This is a genomic window from Clavibacter davisi (genome assembly GCF_052751415.1).
Genome location: NZ_CP199882.1, coordinates 2509341 through 2529823, shown reverse-complemented (window position 1 = coordinate 2529823; position 20483 = coordinate 2509341). Strand labels below are relative to the sequence as shown.

The window sequence follows — 20483 nt, the reverse complement described above, 5'->3', positions numbered from 1 at the left end:
AGCCGACCCGCGCTCCGCACCCCTTCCCGGACGTCCATCACCCAGGCCATCGGCACGAGCGGGCAGCCGCCGCTGGACCGCCGCGGGCGTCGCCGGCCGTCAGCGCCGGTTGCGCGGGCTGTCCGGCGCGAGCACCGAGTTGCGCCGGGAGTAGGTGAGGTAGATCACGAGCCCGATGACAAGCCACACCGCGAACCGCACCCACGTCTCCCACGGCAGAGACGAGACGAGCCAGAGCGAGAAGCCGATGCCGATGATCGGCACCACCGGCATGAGCGGCAGCCGGAACGTCCGCGGGATCTCCGGCCGCCTGTAGCGGAGCACGATCACGGCCGCGCACACCACCACGAACGCCAGCAGGATCCCGATGTTCGTCAGCTCCGCCACCACGGTGATGGGCAGGAAGCCCGCGAACAGGGCCGAGCCGATGCCGATGATCCACGTCACGCGCGTGGGCACGTTCCGCTTCCGGTCGGTGACGGCGAACCACTTCGGCAGCAGCCCGTCGCGGCTCATGGAGAACCACACGCGGCTGGCGCCGAGCATGAAGGTGAGCATCACGGTGACGACGCTGACGATCGCGCCGACCGCCACCACGTTCGCGACCGCGGGCAGCCCCACCGACTCGAACGCCGTCGCGAAGCCGCTCTTCGGGTCGATCTCGCTGTACTTCTGCATGCCCGTCAGCACGATCGTCGCCAGCACGTAGAGCGCCATCGCGATGCCGAGCGACAGCAGGATCGCCTTCGGCATGTGCTTGGTGGCGTCCTTCGACTCCTCGGCCGCGGTGCTCATGGCGTCGTAGCCGAAGACCGCGAAGAACACGGTGGCGGCGCCGGTGAAGACGCCGGCCGCGCCGAAGGGGAAGTACGGCTGGTAGTTCGCGCCGGTGATCTGCGTGAAGCCGATGACGACGATCACCAGCACGAGCGCCACCTTGAGCCCCACGAGGTACAGCTCGAAGCGGCCGACGCTCTTCATGCCGCGCGTGAGCACGAACGCGGTGCCGAGGCAGAGCACCACGGCGAACAGGTCGACCACGTGGCCCTCGCCCGTGCCGGCGGCGCCGAGCATCCAGGCCGGGAGGTCGACGCCCACGTGGTCGAGCAGGAAGCCCGCGTACCCCGATACGCCGATGGCGACCACCCCCACGATGGCGGTGTACTCGAGCAGCAGGTCCCAGCCGATGAACCAGCCGACGATCTCGCCGAGGGCCGCGTAGCCGTACGTGTAGGCGGAGCCGGCCCGCGGGATCATGCCCGCGAACTCCGCGTACGAGAGCGCGGCCGCGGCGCTCGCGATGCCGGCGATGAGGAACGAGATGAGGACGGCGGGGCCCGCGGTCTGGTTGGCGACCGTGCCCGCGAGCGTGAAGATGCCCGTGCCGATGATGCCGCCCACGCCGATGGCCGTCAGCTGCCACAGGCCGAGCGAGCGGGTGAGGCCGCCCTCCTCGCCGGCGCCGGGCTCGGCCTCGATGGCCTCCACCGGCTTCCGTCTCGTCAGGGCCGTCCAGAACGACGTGCTCGCTGCGCTCATGCTCCGCTCCTGTCGGGTCGCCCACCGGGGGATCGCGCCGTCGGCTCTGACGGCGCCTCCCAGTGTGGACCCGGCTCCGCGTCCGCACCAGGCGCGGCGTGGCATCGGGACGGGCGGGACGGGGCGCTGCTAGGAGCGGACGGAGGGCTCGACCACGCGGATCCAGAGCCAGACCGCGACGCTGACCGCGGCGAAGGCGGCGGCGATCACGAGGGCGGTGATCCAGAGGCGGGCGTCGACCCCGCGCGCGGTGGTGGCGACCGCGGCGAAGCCGAGCGTGAGCACGGCCACGCTGACGACCGCCCAGAGCGGGAGGGAGCGCAGGATGAGCGAGCGGCCGAGGACCAGCGACACCGGCGTCAGGGCCAGCGCGGCCGAGCTCAGGGAGGCGAGCGTCATGACGCTGAGCAGCTCGTTCGCGGTCTCCGGCCACATGCCGCCGCCCGCGGGCACGAGGCCGTAGAGGATCCACGACACGAGGCCGAGCGTCGCGAGCGAGCCGGACTGGACGAGCGCGAGGCGGGCGCGCGACCGGTCGTCGCGGTCGTCGGCCACGAGCCCGAGCACCTGCCCGAGGACCACGGGCGGGGCGAGTCCGAGCACGCGCGAGAGGAGCACGGCCGTGACGGAGAGCACGAGCAGCGCGGGGACGGCGCGCACGCGGGCGGGGGCGGCGCCGACGCGGCCGGCCACGGACGCCACCGCGACGACGCCCACGCCGTTGACGACGGCGAGGCCCACCAGCGCGGCGAGGAAGAGGCGCACGGCGTTGGGGTCGGATCCGACGGGCAGCGACAGCGACGCCAGCGCGGCCGCGAGCACGAGCGCGGCGGCCGCGGCGCCCCAGCGTCCGGCGCGGCCGGGCTCGCGAGGCGGACGGGTGCCGAGCAGGGTGGGCTCCGGGAGGCGCCGGGGCGGGATCGGGATGGGCGCGGAGTCGACGCGCCCGCCCACCACGAGCAGCTGCCCGGTCGTGGCGGGGGAGTCGGTGATGGCGGCGGCCGCGGCGCGCGTGGTGAGCGTGCCCGCGTCCCCGCGCGGCACGATCCGGAGCGGCGTCACATCCTCGGCCGAGCGGTGCCGGCCGCCGAAGCGCGAGATGAGCGCGCCGCGGACGAGCAGCGCCGGCAGCGCGACGAGCAGGACGGCGCCGAGCGCGAGCAGCAGCGGCAGGAGGCCGCGGCCGTCGGTGAAGGCCGCGGACAGCGGCTGCAGCGCGGTGCCGAATCGCGTGGGCGCGTTCCAGGTCCCGGGCGCCGCGGCGGAGGGGGCGCCGGACCCGGGCCGGGCGTCGGGGGAGGGGTCGGCGCCGGGGGCGGAACCGCCGCCCGCGCCGCCGCCCGACCCGGGCGCGGGCGTGGTCGTCGCGCCGTCGGGCGACGCGGTGGCCCGGGGGGTCGGCGTGGCGCTCGGCGTCGGCGTGGCGCTCGGCGTCGGACTGCCGGACGGCGCGACGACCGTGACGCGCACCTCGGCCGCCAGCGTGCTGATGTTGCCGAGCGGATCCGTGACCGTCGCCGTGATCCCGAGCGGCCCGGGCGGCAGCGTGCCCGTCGTGCACGACCACGCGCGTCCGGACACCTGGGCCGCGCACGCCGAGTCGCCGTACCCGCTGATGTAGGCGCGCACGGTCGCGCCGTCCTCGTCCGCGGTGCCGGAGATGGTGATGCCCGTGGCGTCGACCGTCGCGCCGGCCGCGGGCGCCGTGATGACCGCGGCGCCGGGCGCGGTCGTATCGAAGCTGCCCGACCCGCGGCCGACCGCCGGCGTCCCGGTGCTCCACGGGGTGCTCTGGGTGGCGGTCACGGGGACGGCGGTGCCCGAGGGCGGGGGCGGCGCGAGGAGGCAGGCCCACGTGCTCGAGGAGCCGACGGTGGCGCGGCAGGAGGCGGAGCCGGAGCGCGCATCGACGGTCGCGCCCGGGAAACCGGTGCCGCTGACCACCCCGGTGGTGACGACGGGGAAGCTGTTGACGCCGGGTGCCCGCAGCACGGACACGGTGGTGGTCGCCTCCTGCCCGGCGGAGGTGACGCGGACGGGGCTCTGCCCGTCGGGGACGCCCGTGGCGGTCGCGCGCCAGGTGGTGGCGGTGGGGAGCGTGACGGCGGCGGGCACGCTCGCGATGGTGACCTGCACGTCCTGGCCGGACGCACGCGTGCCGGTCACGGTGATCGCGCCGTCGGTCGAGAAGGCGGGGGTCTGGACGGTCGGCGCGGGGAGCGGCGCACCGGAGGGGGAGGGGCTCGGGGTGGGCGTGGCGTCGCCGGTGACGGCGGTCGCCGCGGTCGCGCCGCCCGCGGCCAGCGCGGCGACGAGCACCAGCAGGGCGGCGAAGCGGGCCATCGGCTCGAGGGCCGGGCGCGGCGCCCTCGCCGTCGTGCGGGATCGCCGGACATCGCCCCCCGCCGATCCCGTGGAGGGGCGTCCCTCGATCTTCGCCCGATACCGCACCGTGCACCCATTCATGCGGGATCGTCCGGGCGTGTCAACCGCCCGCACCGCCCGTGACGGAAGTGGTCCCGCAAGCTGGATGCCCGGTCCGTGCGCCTCGCATGCGCGATGGGCGCGGCCTCCGTCGGGAGCCGCCGTCCGCGTGCCCGATACTGACGTGGTGCCCCGACCCGACGCCGTCCCCGACCGCCCCACGCCCGACGAGCTGGCCGGTCTCCTCGCCGGCGGTCCGCGCATCGGCGTCGCCACCAGCGCCGCCAAGGTGGAGGGCCGCGCGCACGAGGGCGGCCGCACCGAGTCGGTCTGGGACGCGTTCGCCCGACGCGGCGATGCCGTCGCGGGCGGCGGCGACCCCGAGCGCGGCGCCGACCACATCGCGCGGATGCCCGAGGATGTGGCGCTCGCGGCCGAGCTCGGCGTCGACGTGCTCTCCTTCTCGATCTCGTGGTCCCGCATCCAGCCGGAGGCGCGCGGCGGCCTCCGGCGCGAGGGCATCGGCTTCTACGACGAGCTCGTCGACGCGCTGCTCGCCGCGGGCATCCGCCCCCAGGCCGCGCTGCACGACCACGACCTGCCGGTCGAGCTCCAGGATCGCGGCGGCTGGCTGCACCGCGACACCGCGCTCCGCTTCGGCGACCTCGCCTACCTGGCGGCGGAGGCGCTCGCCGACCGCGTGCCCGACTGGACCACCCTGCGGACGCCCGCGCTCACCACGATGGGCGGCCATGTCGCCGGCACCCACGCGCCGGGATCCCGCCTCGGGCTCGACGCCCTCCCGACCGTGCACCACCAGCTGCTCGCGCACGGCCTCGCGGCGGAGGCGATCCGCGGATCGCGCTCCTCCGCCCGCATCGGCATCGTGAACGCGCACCGCGTGGTCGAGGCCGCCTCCGCGGACGACGACGACCGGGCCGCCGCGGTCGCCGCCCGGGCCCTGCACCAGGACCTCTTCGCCGACGCCGTGCTCCTCGGCCGCTACCCCGACCTCGAGGGCCCGCACGCCGAGGCCTTCGCGCGGCTGACGCGCGTCGACCCGTCCGACCTCCGCACCATCGCGCAGCCGCTCGACCTCTACGGCGTGGAGCTCGCCGACCCGATCCGCGTGGCCGCCGTCCCGCGCCTCGTCGCCGGATCCGCCGCCCTGCCCTTCGTCGAGCTGCCGTGGACGGAGCACCCCGCGACCCTCGACGGGCACCCGGTCGCGCCCGACCTCGTCCCCGTCGTGCTCGCCGACCTCCGCGCGCGCTACGGCGACGCCCTGCCCCCGGTCGTGCTGTCCGGCCTCGACGCCGCCCACCCCGAGCAGGTGGACGACCGGGACGGCACCCGGCGCGACCCGCGCCGCGCGCACGCGATCTCCGACCACCTCGTGCAGGCGCTGGCGGCCGTCGGCCCCGGCGGACCGGCCGCGGGCGTCCGGCTCGAGGCGGTCACCGCGGGCAGCCTGCTCGACGGCTTCGAGTGGGAGGCCGGGCACACGGCTCCGCGCGGCCTGGTGCGGGTGGATCCGCGCACCTCCGACCGCACGGCGCGCACCTCGTACCGCTTCCTCCGCGACACCCTGCGCGCCCGCGGCTGACGCCCGGCCGGCCGACGCCCCCAGTACGGGTGCGCCGGGGGATCCCACGGAGGTCGCGCACAGGGCCGCGCGTAGACTCGCGGGCATGGAATCGTGGATCGCGCTCGGAGCCGTCGTGCTCCTGGCAGTGCTCGTCGGCATCTACCTCTGGGCCACCTACAACGCCCTCGTCACGCTCAACGTGCGGGTCGACGAGGCGTGGAGCGACATCACCGTCCAGCTCAAGAGGCGCGCCGACCTGCTGCCCACCATCATCGACTCGGTCAAGGGCTACGCGACCCACGAGCGGCAGGTGTTCGAGTCCGTCACGTCGGCCCGCACCGCGACCATCAGCGCCGGCAACCCGAGCGAGGCGAGCGCCGCCGAGGAGCGCCTGCAGGGTGCGATGAAGTCGCTGTTCGCCGTGGCCGAGGCGTACCCGCAGCTCCAGACGAGCCAGACCTTCCTGCAGCTGCAGGGCGAGCTCGTCGACACGGAGGACCGGATCCAGGCCTCACGCCGCTTCTACAACGGCGGCGTCCGGGAGCTCAACACCAAGATCACGCAGTTCCCGAACACGCTCTTCGTGCGCGGGCTGGGCTTCGGCGAGCGCGACTTCTACGAGGTCTCGAGCCTCGCGTCCATCGCCGAGCCGCCGCGCGTGCAGTTCTAGCGGACCGCGCCCCTCTCAGCCGACGGACGTCGCCGCGATCCCCGGCAGGCGCGCGCGCAGCGCCGGAGCCAGCGTGCCCCGGTCCACCACCCCCACCTCCGCGAGGCCCTGCCACGCGGCGGCCCGCTCCACCAGCGGCGCGATCCGCTCGGCGACGGCGTCGGGATCGTGGCGTCCCTCGATCCACGATGCCTGCACGCGCAGCACGCCCGCCTGCCGGTCGCTCTTGAGGTCGACCCGGGCCACGATCTCGTCGTCGACCAGCACCGGCAGCACGTAGTAGCCGTGCACCCGCTGCGCCGCCGGCGTGTAGATCTCGATCCGGTAGTGCAGGTCGAACAGTTGGAGCGCCCGCTCGCGGAACCAGACCACGGGGTCGAACGGCGAGAGCAGCGCCTCGGTGCGGATGCGCCGCGGCAGCCGCGCGTCGCGGTGCAGCCACACGGGCAGCGGCCGCCCGCGCCCCTCCCAGCCCGGCACCGTGACGGGCAGCACCTCGCCCGCGTCGGCGAGGTCGACGAGCGCGCGGTCGGTCGCCGCGCGGGACAGCCGGAAGTAGTCGCCGAGGTCGGCCGCCGTGCCGATGCCGTGCGCGACGGCGGCCCGGCGGACGAGCTCGCGCACCGCGTCCTCCTCCGGCACGACGCGCTCGCGGACGGCCGCGGGCAGCACGTCCTCCGCGAGGCCGTAGACGCGCTCGAACCCGCGCCGGCCGGCGCTCGCGATCTCGCCCCACGCGAACATCGCCTCCAGCGCGCGCTTCACGTCCGACCAGCCCCACCAGGGCCCGGTCCGCACGTTCGCCTCGTGCTCGATCGCGCTCGCCGGCACCGGGCCGGTGCGGCCGAGCTCCGCGCGGACCTCGGCGAGGAGCGGCGCGTGCTCGCGCGCCCAGGATCCGGGCCGCATGCGCCGCGCGCGCTCCGCCTCCATCCGCCAGCGGTACAGCGGCAGGTCGTCCACCGGCAGGACCGCCGCCTGGTGCGCCCAGTACTCCGTGAACGCCCCGCGGCCGCCGAACAGCATGCGGTCGAGCGCGGACCGGTCGTAGGGGCCGACGCGCGCCAGCATCGGCAGGTGGTGGCTGCGCTCGAAGACGTTGACCGAGTCGATCTGCAGGAGAGCCAGGCGGCGCACCTCGGCGGCGAGGCGGCGCGAGCCGGGGGCTGCCGGATGCGGTCGGCCGAGCCCCTGCGCCGCGAGGGCCACGCGGCGGGCGAGAGCGGGGGAGACGGTGTCGGGCATGGATCGACGCTACCGGCGGCCCCCGACGGACGCCGTCCGCACCCGCGCGGCTGGCCACGGGCCGCGCCCCGCACGGCCGCACCGGAGCCCCGTCCTAGACTCCCAGCATGATCTTCGGCCAGCGATCCCGCGCGCGCGCCGCGGCTGCCGCCCGTGCGGCCGAGCCCCGCGTCGAGCCCGACATCGACACCGTCCAGCCCGTCGCGCGCACCGTCGCCGAGACCGTCCCGCCCGGCATGGTCATCGCGGGCGCGTGGGCGTGGCGCCTGCTCCTCATCCTCGGCGTGCTCGGCGTCGTCGCCTGGCTCGTGATCCAGCTCGAGTACGTGGTCATCCCGCTGTTCCTCGCCATCGTGCTCGCGGCCCTCCTCGTGCCCATCTCGAACTGGATGCAGCGGCACCACGTCCCGAAGTGGCTCGCGGTCGCCATCTCCGAGATCGGGGTCATCGTCGCGGTGGCCGCGCTCGTGTACCTCGTGACGACGCAGATCATCGGCCAGTACGACTCCATCCGCGCGCAGACGCTGACGCGCTACGCCGACGTGCGCGGCTTCCTCATCGACGGGCCGCTCCAGCTCTCCGAGGCGCAGCTCAACGACGCGTACCAGCAGGCGGTCGACGCGATCCAGCGCGACGCGGGCGCGCTCGTGAGCGGCGCGCTGTCGGTCACGTCGTCGCTCGGGCACGTGCTCACGGGCGTGCTGCTCGTGCTGTTCTCCACCCTCTTCATCCTCATCGACGGCGCGGGCATGTGGCGCTGGGTCGTGCGGCTGTTCCCGCGGCTGGCGCGCCCGGCCGTCGACGGCGCCGGTCGCGCGGGCTGGGCGACGCTGCAGAACTTCGTCAAGGTGCAGGTGCTCGTGGCGCTCATCGACGCGGTCGGCATCGCAGGCGGGGCCGCCATCATCGGCGTTCCGCTCGCGATCCCCATCGGCGTGCTGGTGTTCCTCGGCTCGTTCATCCCGATCGTGGGCGCGGTCGTCACGGGCACGCTCGCCGTCTTCGTCGCGCTCGTCTACAACGGGCTGACGCAGGCGCTCATCATGATCGCGATCGTGCTCATCGTGCAGCAGGTGGAGGGCCACGTGCTCCAGCCGCTGATCATGGGGTCGGTCGTGAAGGTCCACCCCCTCGCGGTCGTCCTCTCCGTCGCCGCGGGCGGCATGGTCGGCGGCATCGCGGGCACGTTCTTCGCCGTGCCGCTGGTCGCCACGCTCAACTCGATGGTCAAGCACGTCGCGAGCGGGGCGTGGCGCGGCGATCGGGAACCGCCGCCGCCCGCGGTCCCCGCCGACGCCTCGCACGCCACCCGCCGTCCGACCCCCAGGGAGCGCACCTCATGACCGACGCCGCCACCGCCGCATCCGACGCCCGTCCCGCCGCCGTGCCCGCCGACGCCCCGGTGCTCCGCGCCGTCGGGGACGAGATCGACCCCTCGCAGCTGGGGGAGGAGACGGCGGCGCTGGCGGGGGAGCTGCCCCGCGGATCCGCGCCCACGCTCGCGCGCATCGAGGCGGCTCGCGAGGTCGTGAGCCGCGTCGCCGACGTGACGCCCATGGAGTCGTCGCGGTTCCTCGCCGAGATCCTCGGCAGCCCCGTGCACCTCAAGTGCGAGAACCTGCAGCGCACCGGCTCGTACAAGATCCGCGGCGCCTACAACCGCATCTCGCGCCTCACCGACGAGGAGAAGGCGCGCGGCGTCGTGGCGGCCTCCGCCGGGAACCACGCGCAGGGCGTGGCCTTCGCGGCGCGCGAGCTCGGCATCCGCGCCACGATCTTCATGCCCGTGGGCGTCGCGCTGCCGAAGCTCCAGGCCACGCGCCAGTACGGCGCCGAGGTGGTGCTCCGCGGCCACAGCGTCGCCGAGCCCCTGCGCGCGGCCGCCGAGTTCGCCGCGGAGACGGGCGCCGTGCTCATCCCGCCGTTCGACCACGAGGACGTCATCACGGGGCAGGCCACGCTCGGCCTCGAGATCCTCGACCAGACGCCCGACGTCGACACGGTCGTCGTCCCCATCGGCGGCGGCGGCCTCATCTCGGGCGTCGCGACGGCGCTCAAGCTGCGCGCCGCCGAGGAGGGCCGCACGATCCGCGTCGTCGGCGTGCAGGCGCGGAACGCCGCCGCCTACCCGCCGTCCCTCGCCGCCGGCCGCCCGACCGAGATCGAGATCACGCCCACCATCGCCGACGGCATCGCCGTCGCCAAGCCCGGCCTGCTCAACTTCGACATCATCCGGGAGAGCGTCGACGAGGTCGTCACGGTCGAGGACGACGACACGGCCCGCGCCCTGCTGCTGCTGCTCGAGCGCGCGAAGCTCGTGGTCGAGCCGGCGGGCGCGGTGGGCGTCGCGGCGATCCTCGCCGGGCTCGTGACGGACGCCGGCCGCACCGTCGTGATCCTCTCCGGCGGCAACATCGACCCGCTCATGATGGAGCGCGTCATCAGCCGCGGCCTCGCCGCCTCCGACCGCTATGTGAAGCTGCGGATCATGCTGCCCGACCGTCCGGGCCAGCTCGCGCGCACCTCGCAGATCATCTCGGAGGCGAACGCCAACGTCGTCGAGGTGCTGCACACGCGGCACGGCCGCGGCCTGCAGATCAGCGAGGTCGAGCTCGAGGTGAGCGTGGAGACGCGCGGCTCCGAGCACACGGCCGAGGTCGTGCAGCGCCTCCGCGACGCGGGCTACGACCCCCGGCTCCTGCGCGACTGACGGTCGGCGCGCGTCAGGCGGGGCCGCCCGGGACGACGAGAGGGGACGCGGACCATGCGGTCCGCGTCCCCTCTCGTCGTGACGGCACGCGCTACGGCGTGTAGTTCTCCACGGCCTGGATCTCGACGGGGATCTCGCGGCCGTTCGGCGCCGTGTACGCGCCCTTCTGCCCGACCTCCCAGCCGATGATGGCGGCGCCGAGCGGCGACTGCTCGCTGTAGACGTCGAGGTCGCTGTCGCCCGCGATCTCCCGGTTGCCGAGCAGGAACTTGGTCTCGTCGCCGGCGATGAGCGCGGTGACGACCGTGCCGGGCTCCACGACGCCGTGGCTCTCCGGGGCGTCGCCGACCTCGGCCGTGCGGAGCAGCTGCGTGAGCTGGCGGATGCGGGCCTCGATCTTGCCCTGCTCCTCCTTGGCGGCGTGGTAGCCGCCGTTCTCCTTGAGGTCGCCCTCCTCGCGGGCGATCTCGATCTTCTTCGCGATCTCCTCGCGGCCCTGCACGCTGAGGGTGTCGAGCTCCCTGCTGAGGCGGTCGAACGCCTCCTGGGTCAGCCAGGTGACTGCCTGCTCCTGCGCCACGATGGACTCCTTGCACTCGCACGGACGCCCCGACGGATCCGTCGAGGCGAATCCCCCACTCTAGGCGGGCCAGCAGCTGTGGATCAACCCGGTGACGGCCGGCCCGGTGGTGCGCAGGCGCACGGTCTCGGTGCGCTCGACGCCGTCCTGCGCGGGCAGCTCGACGACCTTCCAGCCCACGATGGAGCGCTGCTCGTCCTGCGCCTGCACCGCGCACCACGCCTCCTGGCCGGCGGGCATGACGACCGAGAACGTGACGTCGATGGTGCGCGCGTCGACGACGTCGAAGGCGCGGTCGGTGGCGTCGATGGATCCGGACGCCTGGTCGAGCCCGGCCCACAGCACCCAGGCGCCGAACACCAGCGCGACGAGCCCGCCGGCGATGCCGTAGAGCCAGCGCTGGCGGATGCGCGCGGGACGCGTGCGGCCGTACCGCTCGTCGAGCGCGGCGGTCGAGACGGGGGCGGGGACGCGGTGCTCGACGGTCTCGTCGTCGTCCATGGATCGGCCCGCGGAGGGGCCCGGGGATGCGGGGGAGCGGGACTCGGTCGTCACGGCGATCTCCTCCACACGCACCTTGTACTCTGGGGATCAAGACTACATTCCCCACCCTTGGAGCCCCGTGACCCTGCGCCTCATGGCCGTGCATGCCCACCCCGACGACGAGTCGAGCAAGGGCGCCGCGACGTACACCCGATACACGCAGGAGGGCGCCGAGGTCATGGTCGTCAGCTGCACGGGCGGCGAGGCGGGCGACATCCTCAACGAGGGTCTCGAGGACCGCGCGATGGCCGAGCGCGACCTGCCGGGCCTCCGCCGCATCGAGATGGCGCGCGCGCAGGCCGTCATGGGCGTGCAGCACCGCTGGCTGGGCTACGTCGACTCGGGCATGGCGCGCGAGGACGGCTCGCTGCCGCCCGCGTCCTTCGCGAGCATCCCGGTGGAGGTCTCCGCCGAGCCGCTCATCCGCCTGGTCCGCGCCTTCCGCCCGCACGTCCTCGTGGCGTACGACGAGAACGGCGGCTACCCGCACCCCGACCACATCCAGGCGCACGTCGTGGCCATGGAGGCCTGGCGCGAGTCCGGCGTCGCCGGCTCCTACCCCGACGCGGGCGAGCCGTGGGAGGTCCGCAAGCTCTACTTCGACCGGATCTTCAACGGCACCAAGATCCGCGCCGTGCGCGAGCACCTGGTCGCCGCGGACGCCGGTCCCGAGATGCTCGAGGCCGTCGACGAGATGCTCGGCTGGATGGGCGACCGCCCTGACCTCTCCACCACGCGCGTGCACGTCGCCGACCACTTCGAGGCCCGCGACCGCGCCCTCCTGTCGCACGCGAGCCAGGTCGCCCCCGACAGCACGTTCTTCCGCTGGCCGCGCGACCTGCAGCAGCGCGCCTGGCCCTTCGAGGACTTCCAGCTCGTCGAGTCGCGCGTGCCGGTGCCGGAGCACGAGGACGACCTGTTCGCCGGCATCGCGGACGACGGGTCGGCCGAGGTCCCGTCCGTCGCCGACCGGGCGGAGCGCGCCTGATGGGCTCGGACCTGGCCCTCCGGCTCGCCGCCGCCGTCACGACCCCGAGCCCCACGCCCACGGCCGAGTTCGATCCGAACACCGTCTCGCCCGGCCCCGTCGGCTTCATCGCCATCTTCTTCGTGGCCGTGATGGTGCTGCTGCTCATGGTCGACATGACCCGCCGGATCCGCCGCACGCGCTACCGCGAGGAGATCCGCGGCCGGCTCGAGGCGGAGAAGCTCGAGGCCGACCTCGCGCGCGACTCGGCGCCCGAGAGGGACCGCCGGGCGACGGACCCCGACGGCGACGACGCCGCGGACCCGGATGCCCCCGCGGTTCCGCCGCGCGGCTGAACGACGCTCCTGCCGGGTGACGGGTCCGCCCCCGCGCTGTGGACGCCCGTCGGCCCGCCTGCGCCTCGGATCCGTAGTCTCGTGACCCCCACGAGAACGGAGTCCCATGGACACGACATCCTCCAGGCCCTCGGGCCGGTCCCCGCTGCGTCCCGTCCGGGCCGCATCCATCACGGCCGTCGCCGTGGTCGCGCTCACCGCCACGGTCGGCCTGGGCATCGCCCACGCCTCCGCCACAGCGACCGCGTCCGCGGCTCCGGATGGAGTCAGCATCAGCGCCATGGGCCACAACCACAGCCAGCCCGAGCCGGATGGACAGTACACGGGATCGCGCCCGATCGAGGCATGGCGCCACAGCCGCCTCGGGGGCTGATGGTCACCAGCGGTCCCACCCGCCGCCGGCCGGCGTCCCCATCCGGGGCGCCGGCCGTCGCTCGTCCGTCCGCGTGCTGTGGACGCGGCTCGGCTCGCCGGTACCTCGGCTCCGTAGTCTCGGGGTCCACACGAGATCGGAGTCCCATGAACACGTCATCCCTCGCACCCTCGGGCCGGAGCCCGCGTCGTCCCGCCCGGGCCGCGTCCGTCACGGCCTTCGCCGCGGTGGCGCTCACCGTCACGGTGGGCCTCGGCATCGCGCACGCATCCGCCGTCGCACCGGCGACCGCCGCATCGAACGGGGTCAGCGTCACCGCCGACCTGGATCCCGCGTACACGGGACTGCCCACGCCCGCGGAGTGGCGCCGCAACCACCACGGGCACGGATGATCCGCCGCTGATCCATCCGCCGACGACCGGCCTCCCCCGTCCGGGGGTGCCGGTCGCCGCTCGTCCGCCCGCTCTCCACCCGCGAGCCCCCATCCGTTAACCCGATCTCCGTACGTTGGCGAGGCACGGAGGGAACGTTCCCTCCCCCTGCTCCACGAGGAGGTCCGACGTGACGCACGCCCCCGCGCCCACCCGGGTCGCGCCGAAGCCCCAGGCGGTGTCGACGCCGGACCCGACGGCCGTCCACCCGGCCGGCACGCGTCCCGGATCCGGCGCCCGCCGTCGTCGGAAGCCGGGCCGGATCCGCGACGGGCTCCTGTTCCTCGCCTTCGTCGGCCCCAACGTGCTGTTGCTCGCGGTCTTCACCTACAAGCCCCTGCTCGAGTCCTTCTACTACTCCACGCTGCAGTGGAACATCGGCTCGCAGGTGGCGCGCGAGGTCGGCCTCGCCAACTACGTCGCCTGGTTCCAGGATCCGCAGACCCCCACGGTCGTCGGCGTCACGCTGGTGTTCACGGGCGTCACGGTCGTCGGCTCGATGGCGCTGGGGCTCGGCGTCGCCGTGCTGCTGAACCGGAAGATCAAGCTGCGCGGCCCGGTCCGCACCATCATCGTCGCGCCCTACGTGCTCTCCGGCGTGGCGGTCGGCTTCCTCTGGCTCTACGTCTTCGACCCGAACTTCGGCCTCATCTCCGCGGGCCTGTCCGCCCTCGGCCTGCCCTCGCCCGACTGGTACAACGACCCGGGCGCCGCGCTCGCGATGGTCACCACCGTGCAGGTCTGGCGCGACCTCGGCTACTGCGCGCTCATCTACCTCGCGGGCCTCCAGGCGGTGCCGAAGGACCTGATGGACGCGGCGGCCCTCGACGGCGCCGGCCGGCTGCGCACCTTCGTGCGCATCGTGCTGCCGATGCTCAGCCCCACGACGTTCTTCCTCAGCGTGACCACGCTGCTCAGCTCGCTGCAGACCTTCGACCTCATCAGCGCGATGACCAAGGGCGGTCCGCTGCAGGGCACGACCACGATGATGTACCAGATCTACCACGAGGGCTTCGTGGCCGGACGGGCCGGCTACTCGTCGGCCGTCGCCACGATCCTCTTCCTCGTCCTGCTCGTCGTCACGCTCGTCCAGCTCGTCGTCGTCCAGCGGAAGGTGCACTACTCGTGACCGCGACCCTCACCCGCCCCGAGCCCGCGGCGGTGCCCGGCGCCCCGCGTCGGCGCGGCGCACGTCGACCCGGCGCCTCCGGATCCGCCCGCCCGCCGCTCGCGGGCACCTACCTCGCGCTGGCGCTCGCGGTGCTCGTGATGCTGCTGCCGCTCATCTGGATGGTGCTCACGAGCTTCAAGGACTTCGGCGAGATCTACTCCGTGCCGCTGAAGCTGCTGCCGTCGTCGTTCGCGCCCTCGAACTACGCCAGGGCGTCCGACACGGTCTCCTTCTCCACGCTCGCGACCAACAGCGTCATCAAGACGGTGGTGGGATCCGGCCTCAAGGTGCTGCTCGGGCTGCTGACCGCGTACGCGCTCGTGTTCATCCGCGTGCCGTTCAAGAACGTGTGGTTCGGCGTCGTGATCCTCGCGCTCCTCGTGCCGCAGCAGATCGTGATGATCCCGAACTACCAGGTCATCGCGGGCCTCGGCTGGATCAACACCTACCCGGGCCTCATCCTCCCGGGCGTCGCGAGCGCCTACGGCACGTTCCTCTTCCGCCAGCACTTCCTCACGCTGCCCGGCTCCGTGCTCGAGGCAGCGTCGATGGACGGCGCGGGTCACCTGCGCCGGCTGTGGTCGTTCGTGATCCCCATGTCGGGCCCGACGATCGCCGCCGTAGCGCTCGTCTCCGTCGTCGGCGAGTGGAACGACTACCTGTGGCCGCTGCTCGTCACGACCGACCCGAAGATGATGACCCTGCCGGTCGGCCTCACCCTCCTGCAGGACACGACGGGCATCACGAACTGGGGCGTGCTCATGGCCGGGACGGTCATCGTCACGCTGCCCGTGCTCGCCGTCTTCCTCGTGTTCCAGCGACGCATCGTCGGCGGCCTCACCGCCGGCGCCGTCACGGGCTGAGCTCGCCCTCCCTCGTCCCCCCTTCCCGATCCCGCGCACCGACCCGATCCCCAGGAGAAGCATGCCCATCGACCCGCGCTCGGCCTTCCGCGCCGCCGCCTCCCGCCCGTTCGACCGCCGCGACGTCCTGAAGATGGGCGCCGTGCTCGGCGGCACCGCGTTCCTCGCCGCCTGCTCGGGCCCCTCGGTCGGCGGCGCCGCGGCGACCGCCGCGCCCGACACGGACTGGGAGGGCGTGCAGCCCGCGAAGGACATCACCTGGTGGACGACGCACCCCGGCCAGACCTCCGACCTCGAGGCGCAGTTCGCCGCCGACTTCCTCGCGAAGACGGGCATCACCGTCAACGTCGTCACGGGCGGCGCGAGCTACGACGAGATCGCGCAGAAGCTGCAGGCGGCCGCGGGCACCGACAGCATGCCCGACATGGTGAACGCGAGCGACACCTGGTGGTTCCGCTACATGGTCAACAAGCAGTCCATCGCGATGGACGGCCTCATGGCGCACCTCGACTTCCAGCTCGACGACTACAACAAGGTGTTCCTCGACGACTACCTCTACGGCGGCGCGCGCTACGCCGTGCCGTACGCCCGGTCGACGCCGATCTTCTACTACGACAAGTCGATCTGGTCGGAGGCCGGCCTGCCCGACCGCGCGCCCGACACCTGGGCGGAGCTCGAGGAGTGGGCGCCGGCGATCATGAAGGCCGCCGGCGGCACGCCCGCCGTCCGCCTGCCGCAGGGATCCATCGGCACCTGGGCGATGAGCAACATGCTCTGGGGTCGCGGCGGCCAGTACTCCGACGGCTGGGACCTGAAGCTCGACCAGCCCGAGACCCTCGAGGCGGCCGGCTACGCCCGCGGCCTCGTCTTCGACTCCAAGATCGCGAACGTCGCGGCGGCCAGCGGCGACACCGCCGTCGACTTCGCGGGCGGCCTCGCGCCGTGCACCATCGCCTCGGCCGGTGCCGTCGGCATCGTCACCGCCAGCGCCAAGTTCCCCATCGGCACCGGCGTGCTCCCCGGCGGTCCGCAGGGGCAGTTCGTCCCCACGGGCGGCACGGGCCTCGCGGTGGTCGGCAGCAAGACCAAGGAGCAGCAGCTCGCCGCCGGCATGTTCATCAAGCACGTCACCGAGGTCGACCAGCAGGTCGCCTTCGCCAAGAAGACGGGCTATGCCCCGGTGCGCACCTCGGCCGGCGAGTCGTCCGACCTGACGGGCTTCTGGGCGACGAACCCGGCCTTCCGCACCGTGTACGACAGCCTCGAGCACGTCCGCTCGCAGGACTGGGCGCGGACGCTGATCCCCAACGGCGACACCTACCTGCAGCAGCCGTGGGCGCAGATCCTCTCGCAGGGCGCGGATCCCGCCGCCGTGTTCCCGGCCGCCGCGACGCAGCTCACCTCGGCCTACAAGGAGAACGTGCAGCCGTACCTGTAGCGGGCGCCGACGCACCCGCCTGATCAGACGACGGGCGGGTGCGTCGCCACCAGCAGGATCCCCGTCCAGTGGCAGAGGAACGCCACCAGGGTGAACGCGTGGAAGATCTCGTGGAAGCCGAAGCGGCCGGGCCAGGGGTTCGGCCGCTTCAGCGCGTACGCGACCGCGCCGACCGTGTAGGCGAGGCCGCCCGCGAGGATGAGCGTCATCATGGCCGCGTCGGCGCGGAAGAAGTCGACGATGAACACGAGCGACGCGTAGCCGAGCACGAGGTAGAGCAGCACGTAGAGCCAGCGCGGGGCGTGGATCCAGAACACGCGGAAGAGCACGCCGAGCGCGGCGCCCGACCACACCAGCCAGAGCAGCAGCACCGACTTCTCGTGCGGCAGCGCCAGCACCGTGATGGGCGTGTAGGAGCCCGCGATGAGCAGGAAGATGTTGGCGTGGTCCATCCGCTTGAGGAGGATCTTCGCCCGCGGCGACCAGTCGAACCGGTGGTAGACCGCGGAGACGCCGAACAGCAGCAGCGACGAGGCGACGAACACGGCGCACGCGATGCGCGCCGCGGCGCCGTCGGCCACCGCGATGAGCACGATCCCGAGCACGAGCGCCACCGGGGTCATGCCCGCGTGCAGCCAGCCGCGCCAGGTGGGCTTCGGCTCCGGGCCGACGTCCTGCGCGTCCTCCACGAGCGGGAGGTGGGCGACCGACGCGTCCTCCTCCGGGGTGTCGCCGAGCGGCGAGGGGGAGGAGGCGTCGCGCGTCATCCTGCGAGTGTAGGACAGCCCGGGGGACGTCACCCGGGCGGGCGATCCGGGCTCCCGGGCGCGTGGGATAGCGTTGCCTCCGTGCGAGAGAAGCCGATCCGACCGTGGCGCGGTCTGCTCTACCGGGCGTACCAGAAGCGCATCCGTCGCGGCCTCGACCGCAGCTCGCTGCCGCACCACATCGCGATGATCCTCGACGGCAACCGCCGCTGGGCCCGCCAGCTGGGCCTCGAGTCCGCCGCCCACGGGCACCGCGCCGGCGCGGCCAAGTTCCTCGAGTTCCTGGAGTGGTGCGACGACCTCGACATCAAGGTCACGACGCTCTACCTGCTCTCCACCGACAACCTCACGGGCCGCGGGAGCGACGAGCTCACGGCGCTGATCGACATCATCGGCCAGCTCGCGGAGGACCTCTCCGAGCACCGCGACTGGCGCGTCAAGCACGTGGGATCCGACGAGGGCCTGCCGCCCGAGCTCATCGCCCGGCTCGACGCCTCCGAGGAGCGCTCGAAGGGCAACACCGGGCTGCACATCAACCTCGCGGTCGGCTACGGCGGGCGCACCGAGATCGCGGACGCCATGCGCAGCATCGTGCTCGCGCACCACCTCGCGGGCGGCACGCTGGAGGACCTCGCGGGGCTCCTCACGCCGGCCCTCATCGGCGAGCACCTGTACACCAGCGGCCAGCCGGATCCGGACCTCGTGATCCGCACCTCGGGCGAGCAGCGCATCAGCGACTTCATGCTGTGGCAGTCGGCGCACAGCGAGCTGTACTTCATGGAGGCGCTGGGGCCGGACCTCCGCGAGGTCGACTTCCTCCGCGCTCTCCGCGACTACTCCTCGCGCCAGCGCCGCTTCGGGTCCTGAGGCGGCCGCCCCGCGCTCGCCGCCGTCGCGTCGGCCGGCCGCGCGGAGCAAGAGTTAATGTCCACGACACATCCGGACCCGCGTCGCACTGGTCACCGCGCGGGTGCGCGACGTAGGTTCCACTCATCGGGCATGGCGCCCGATCGAGAGGGCCGCTGGATCTCTTCTCGCCACCGTGGCCCGATCGCCGTCAGGATCCGAGCGCGAACGCTCGGGGATGGAGTGGCCCGTGGCCCCGATGGACAGCCAGAGCAGCACCGCACGACGCGCCAGCCGAGGGGAGGGGACGCCGCAGGCCGAGCGCACGTACGTGCTCGACACCTCCGTCCTCCTGTCCGACCCGCGCGCGTTCTTCCGCTTCGCGGAGCACGCGGTCGTCATCCCGGTGATCGTCATCACCGAGCTGGAGTCGAAGCGGAACGATCCGGAGATCGGCTACTTCGCCCGCCAGGCGCTCCGCCACCTCGACCAGCTCCGCGAGGAGCACGAGCGGCTCGACTTCCCCATCGAGGTGGGCGACGCGGGCGGCACGTTGCGCGTCGAGCTCAACCACTCGAGCATGGCGGGCCTCCCCAACGGCCTGCAGCTCGGGGACAACGACTCGCGGATCCTCGCGGTCGCCCTGAACCTCTCCACCGAGGGCCTCGCGGTCACGGTCGTCTCGAAGGACATGCCGCTGCGCGTGAAGGCCGCGTCCATCGGCCTCATGGCGGAGGAGTACCGCGCCGAGCTCGCCGTGGACAGCGGATGGACGGGCATGGCCGACGTCACGCTCTCCGCCGAGCAGATGGCCGACCTCTACGACAGCGGCACCGTGCAGACCCGTGCGGTCGGTGACCTGCCCGTCAACACGGGCGTCGTGCTCCGCTCCGACCGCGGACCCGCGCTCGGCCGCGTCGTGCGGCGCGGCACCGTGCACCTCGTCCGCGGCGACCGCGAGGTCTTCGGCCTCAAGGGCCGCTCGGCCGAGCAGCGGCTCGCGATCGACCTGCTCCTCGACCGCGAGGTGGGCATCGTGTCCCTCGGCGGCAGCGCGGGCACCGGCAAGTCGGCGCTCGCCCTGTGCGCGGCGCTCGAGGCGGTGCTGGAGAAGCAGCAGCACCGCAAGATCATGGTGTTCCGGCCGCTGTACGCCGTGGGCGGCCAGGAGCTCGGCTACCTGCCGGGTGACGCCACCGAGAAGATGAACCCGTGGGCGCAGGCCGTGTTCGACACCCTCGGCTCGGTGGTCTCGCAGAACGTCATGGACGAGGTGGTGGAGCGGGGGATCCTCGAGGTGCTGCCGCTCACCCACATCCGCGGGCGCTCGCTGCACGACGCGTTCGTGATCGTCGACGAGGCGCAGTCGCTGGAGCGGAACGTGCTGCTCACGGTGCTCAGCCGCATCGGCCAGAACTCGCGCGTGGTGCTCACGCACGACGTGGCCCAGCGCGACAACCTGCGGGTCGGCCGGCACGACGGCGTCGCGAGCGTGATCGAGACGCTGAAGGGCCACGAGCTGTTCGGGCACATCACGCTGACGCGCTCGGAGCGCAGCGCGATCGCCGCGCTCGTCACCGGGCTGCTCGACGGCGACCCCATGTGATCCTCCCGCTCCCCGCATGACGACGGGCGCCGGTCCCCGAGGGGAGCGGCGCCCGTCGGCGTCCTGGTTCCGCTAGCGGTCGAGCCGGGCGAGGATCTTGCGGCGTCGGCGGTGCAGCCTCCACCAGCTGACCGAGTGGCGCACCTGGATCTTCCCGAGCTCCGCCAGCCCGGGGAGGCCCTCTTCGGCTAGCCGCGCCTCGACGGCTGCCTTGTCGTCGCGGTCGGACGCCTCGATGATCGCGTTGGCCCGAGTCACCCGTTCCGACGACAGCGGGTGCGCGGCGATGGCCGCGTCCACCGCCGCGAGCGGCGTGCGCGGCTCCTCCACGGAGCCCCGGTCGGCGGTCATGCCTCGACCCTCGCG

The 20483-nt window shown here is 73.5% G+C and carries 20 protein-coding genes; 13 read left to right on the top strand and 7 right to left on the bottom strand.

The genetic code is table 11. From position 1 onward, the window contains the following. Positions 1-99: 99 nt before the first annotated feature. Entirely contained in the window at positions 100-1539 is a 1440-nt protein-coding gene (locus ACU4ZT_RS11905) for an amino acid permease (protein ID WP_063072564.1), read from the bottom strand. 129 nt (positions 1540-1668) lie between these two features. Continuing rightward, positions 1669-3882 carry a hypothetical protein gene (locus ACU4ZT_RS11900; RefSeq protein WP_445337245.1) on the bottom strand — a complete coding sequence of 738 codons (2214 nt, stop codon included), beginning with the start codon at positions 3880-3882 and terminating at the stop codon, positions 1669-1671. 268 nt (positions 3883-4150) lie between these two features. Here ACU4ZT_RS11900 and ACU4ZT_RS11895 point away from each other — a divergent pair, with 268 nt between their 5' ends. Next, entirely contained in the window at positions 4151-5569 is a 1419-nt protein-coding gene (locus ACU4ZT_RS11895) for a glycoside hydrolase family 1 protein (RefSeq protein ID WP_445337244.1), read from the top strand. 85 nt (positions 5570-5654) lie between these two features. Then, positions 5655-6221, top strand: a complete 567-nt coding sequence (locus tag ACU4ZT_RS11890) for a LemA family protein (protein WP_063072567.1) — start codon at positions 5655-5657, stop codon at positions 6219-6221. Between the two features lie 15 nt (positions 6222-6236). Here ACU4ZT_RS11890 and ACU4ZT_RS11885 read toward each other — a convergent pair whose 3' ends face one another. Beyond that, positions 6237-7466, bottom strand: a complete 1230-nt coding sequence (locus tag ACU4ZT_RS11885) for a winged helix-turn-helix domain-containing protein (RefSeq protein WP_414749051.1) — start codon at positions 7464-7466, stop codon at positions 6237-6239. A 107-nt stretch (positions 7467-7573) separates the two neighbouring features. Between ACU4ZT_RS11885 and ACU4ZT_RS11880 the strand changes: the two genes are divergently transcribed. Together ACU4ZT_RS11880 and ilvA are read left to right on the top strand one after the other, a co-directional pair. Beyond that, complete coding sequence (locus ACU4ZT_RS11880) at positions 7574-8809, top strand: AI-2E family transporter (RefSeq protein ID WP_063072569.1); 1236 nt, start codon at positions 7574-7576, stop codon at positions 8807-8809. After that, on the top strand, positions 8806-10176 hold the full coding sequence (gene ilvA, locus ACU4ZT_RS11875; protein ID WP_063072588.1) for a threonine ammonia-lyase: 1371 nt from the start codon (positions 8806-8808) through the stop codon (positions 10174-10176). The genes ACU4ZT_RS11880 and ilvA overlap by 4 nt, the downstream gene beginning before the upstream one ends. Before the next feature lie 91 nt (positions 10177-10267). On the opposite strand, the gene greA is transcribed toward ilvA, so the two are convergent. Together greA and ACU4ZT_RS11865 are read right to left on the bottom strand one after the other, a co-directional pair. After that, complete coding sequence (gene greA / locus ACU4ZT_RS11870) at positions 10268-10756, bottom strand: transcription elongation factor GreA (RefSeq protein ID WP_012299701.1); 489 nt, start codon at positions 10754-10756, stop codon at positions 10268-10270. A gap of 60 nt (positions 10757-10816) precedes the next feature. Next, on the bottom strand, positions 10817-11311 hold the full coding sequence (locus tag ACU4ZT_RS11865) for a DUF4307 domain-containing protein (RefSeq protein WP_445337243.1): 495 nt from the start codon (positions 11309-11311) through the stop codon (positions 10817-10819). A 67-nt stretch (positions 11312-11378) separates the two neighbouring features. Between ACU4ZT_RS11865 and mca the strand changes: the two genes are divergently transcribed. The 7 genes from mca to ACU4ZT_RS11830 all read left to right on the top strand — a co-directional run bounded on the left by mca (position 11379) and on the right by ACU4ZT_RS11830 (position 16898). Beyond that, positions 11379-12287 (top strand): mycothiol conjugate amidase Mca, encoded by a 909-nt coding sequence (gene mca, locus ACU4ZT_RS11860; protein ID WP_414749049.1) that lies wholly within the window; start codon positions 11379-11381, stop codon positions 12285-12287. Continuing rightward, positions 12287-12622: a hypothetical protein gene (locus tag ACU4ZT_RS11855; protein ID WP_414749048.1), complete on the top strand. Its 336-nt coding sequence runs from the start codon at positions 12287-12289 to the stop codon at positions 12620-12622. Before mca ends, ACU4ZT_RS11855 begins: the two co-directional genes overlap by 1 nt. A 106-nt stretch (positions 12623-12728) precedes the next feature. After that, positions 12729-12995, top strand: a complete 267-nt coding sequence (locus tag ACU4ZT_RS11850) for a hypothetical protein (RefSeq protein WP_445337242.1) — start codon at positions 12729-12731, stop codon at positions 12993-12995. Positions 12996-13141: 146 nt separating this feature from the next. Further along, complete coding sequence (locus ACU4ZT_RS11845; protein ID WP_445337241.1) at positions 13142-13387, top strand: hypothetical protein; 246 nt, start codon at positions 13142-13144, stop codon at positions 13385-13387. Positions 13388-13556: 169 nt separating this feature from the next. Then, positions 13557-14555: a carbohydrate ABC transporter permease gene (locus tag ACU4ZT_RS11840; RefSeq protein ID WP_445337240.1), complete on the top strand. Its 999-nt coding sequence runs from the start codon at positions 13557-13559 to the stop codon at positions 14553-14555. Further along, positions 14552-15460, top strand: coding sequence for a carbohydrate ABC transporter permease (locus ACU4ZT_RS11835; RefSeq protein ID WP_063072576.1), 909 nt, complete (start codon positions 14552-14554; stop codon positions 15458-15460). The genes ACU4ZT_RS11840 and ACU4ZT_RS11835 overlap by 4 nt, the downstream gene beginning before the upstream one ends. Positions 15461-15521: 61 nt before the next feature. After that, positions 15522-16898: an extracellular solute-binding protein gene (locus ACU4ZT_RS11830; RefSeq protein WP_445337239.1), complete on the top strand. Its 1377-nt coding sequence runs from the start codon at positions 15522-15524 to the stop codon at positions 16896-16898. A gap of 23 nt (positions 16899-16921) precedes the next feature. Here ACU4ZT_RS11830 and trhA read toward each other — a convergent pair whose 3' ends face one another. Next, on the bottom strand, positions 16922-17665 hold the full coding sequence (gene trhA, locus ACU4ZT_RS11825) for a PAQR family membrane homeostasis protein TrhA (protein WP_214583891.1): 744 nt from the start codon (positions 17663-17665) through the stop codon (positions 16922-16924). An 81-nt stretch (positions 17666-17746) separates the two neighbouring features. Here trhA and ACU4ZT_RS11820 point away from each other — a divergent pair, with 81 nt between their 5' ends. After that, positions 17747-18532, top strand: coding sequence for an isoprenyl transferase (locus tag ACU4ZT_RS11820; RefSeq protein WP_270979541.1), 786 nt, complete (start codon positions 17747-17749; stop codon positions 18530-18532). Positions 18533-18770: 238 nt separating this feature from the next. Next, a complete protein-coding gene (locus tag ACU4ZT_RS11815; RefSeq protein ID WP_063072591.1) occupies positions 18771-20117 on the top strand; it encodes an RNA 5'-3' helicase PhoH2 in 1347 nt (448 codons plus the stop codon). A gap of 72 nt (positions 20118-20189) precedes the next feature. Here the strand turns inward: ACU4ZT_RS11815 and ACU4ZT_RS11810 are convergent, their stop codons facing one another. Further along, positions 20190-20468, bottom strand: a complete 279-nt coding sequence (locus ACU4ZT_RS11810) for a hypothetical protein (RefSeq protein ID WP_063072580.1) — start codon at positions 20466-20468, stop codon at positions 20190-20192. Positions 20469-20483: the final 15 nt, after the last annotated feature.

Bases quoted from the DNA above. Each gene is read 5' to 3' on its own strand.
- ACU4ZT_RS11905 (WP_063072564.1), bottom strand. From the start codon at position 1,539: ATGAGCGCAGCGAGCACGTCGTTCTGGACGGCCCTGACGAGACGGAAG.
- ACU4ZT_RS11900 (WP_445337245.1), bottom strand. From the start codon at position 3,882: ATGGCCCGCTTCGCCGCCCTGCTGGTGCTCGTCGCCGCGCTGGCCGCG.
- ACU4ZT_RS11890 (WP_063072567.1), top strand. From the start codon at position 5,655: ATGGAATCGTGGATCGCGCTCGGAGCCGTCGTGCTCCTGGCAGTGCTC.
- ACU4ZT_RS11885 (WP_414749051.1), bottom strand. From the start codon at position 7,466: ATGCCCGACACCGTCTCCCCCGCTCTCGCCCGCCGCGTGGCCCTCGCG.
- ACU4ZT_RS11880 (WP_063072569.1), top strand. From the start codon at position 7,574: ATGATCTTCGGCCAGCGATCCCGCGCGCGCGCCGCGGCTGCCGCCCGT.
- ilvA (WP_063072588.1), top strand. From the start codon at position 8,806: ATGACCGACGCCGCCACCGCCGCATCCGACGCCCGTCCCGCCGCCGTG.
- ACU4ZT_RS11855 (WP_414749048.1), top strand. From the start codon at position 12,287: ATGGGCTCGGACCTGGCCCTCCGGCTCGCCGCCGCCGTCACGACCCCG.
- ACU4ZT_RS11850 (WP_445337242.1), top strand. From the start codon at position 12,729: ATGGACACGACATCCTCCAGGCCCTCGGGCCGGTCCCCGCTGCGTCCC.
- ACU4ZT_RS11845 (WP_445337241.1), top strand. From the start codon at position 13,142: ATGAACACGTCATCCCTCGCACCCTCGGGCCGGAGCCCGCGTCGTCCC.
- ACU4ZT_RS11830 (WP_445337239.1), top strand. From the start codon at position 15,522: ATGCCCATCGACCCGCGCTCGGCCTTCCGCGCCGCCGCCTCCCGCCCG.
- trhA (WP_214583891.1), bottom strand. From the start codon at position 17,665: ATGACGCGCGACGCCTCCTCCCCCTCGCCGCTCGGCGACACCCCGGAG.
- ACU4ZT_RS11815 (WP_063072591.1), top strand. From the start codon at position 18,771: ATGGACAGCCAGAGCAGCACCGCACGACGCGCCAGCCGAGGGGAGGGG.
- ACU4ZT_RS11810 (WP_063072580.1), bottom strand. From the start codon at position 20,468: ATGACCGCCGACCGGGGCTCCGTGGAGGAGCCGCGCACGCCGCTCGCG.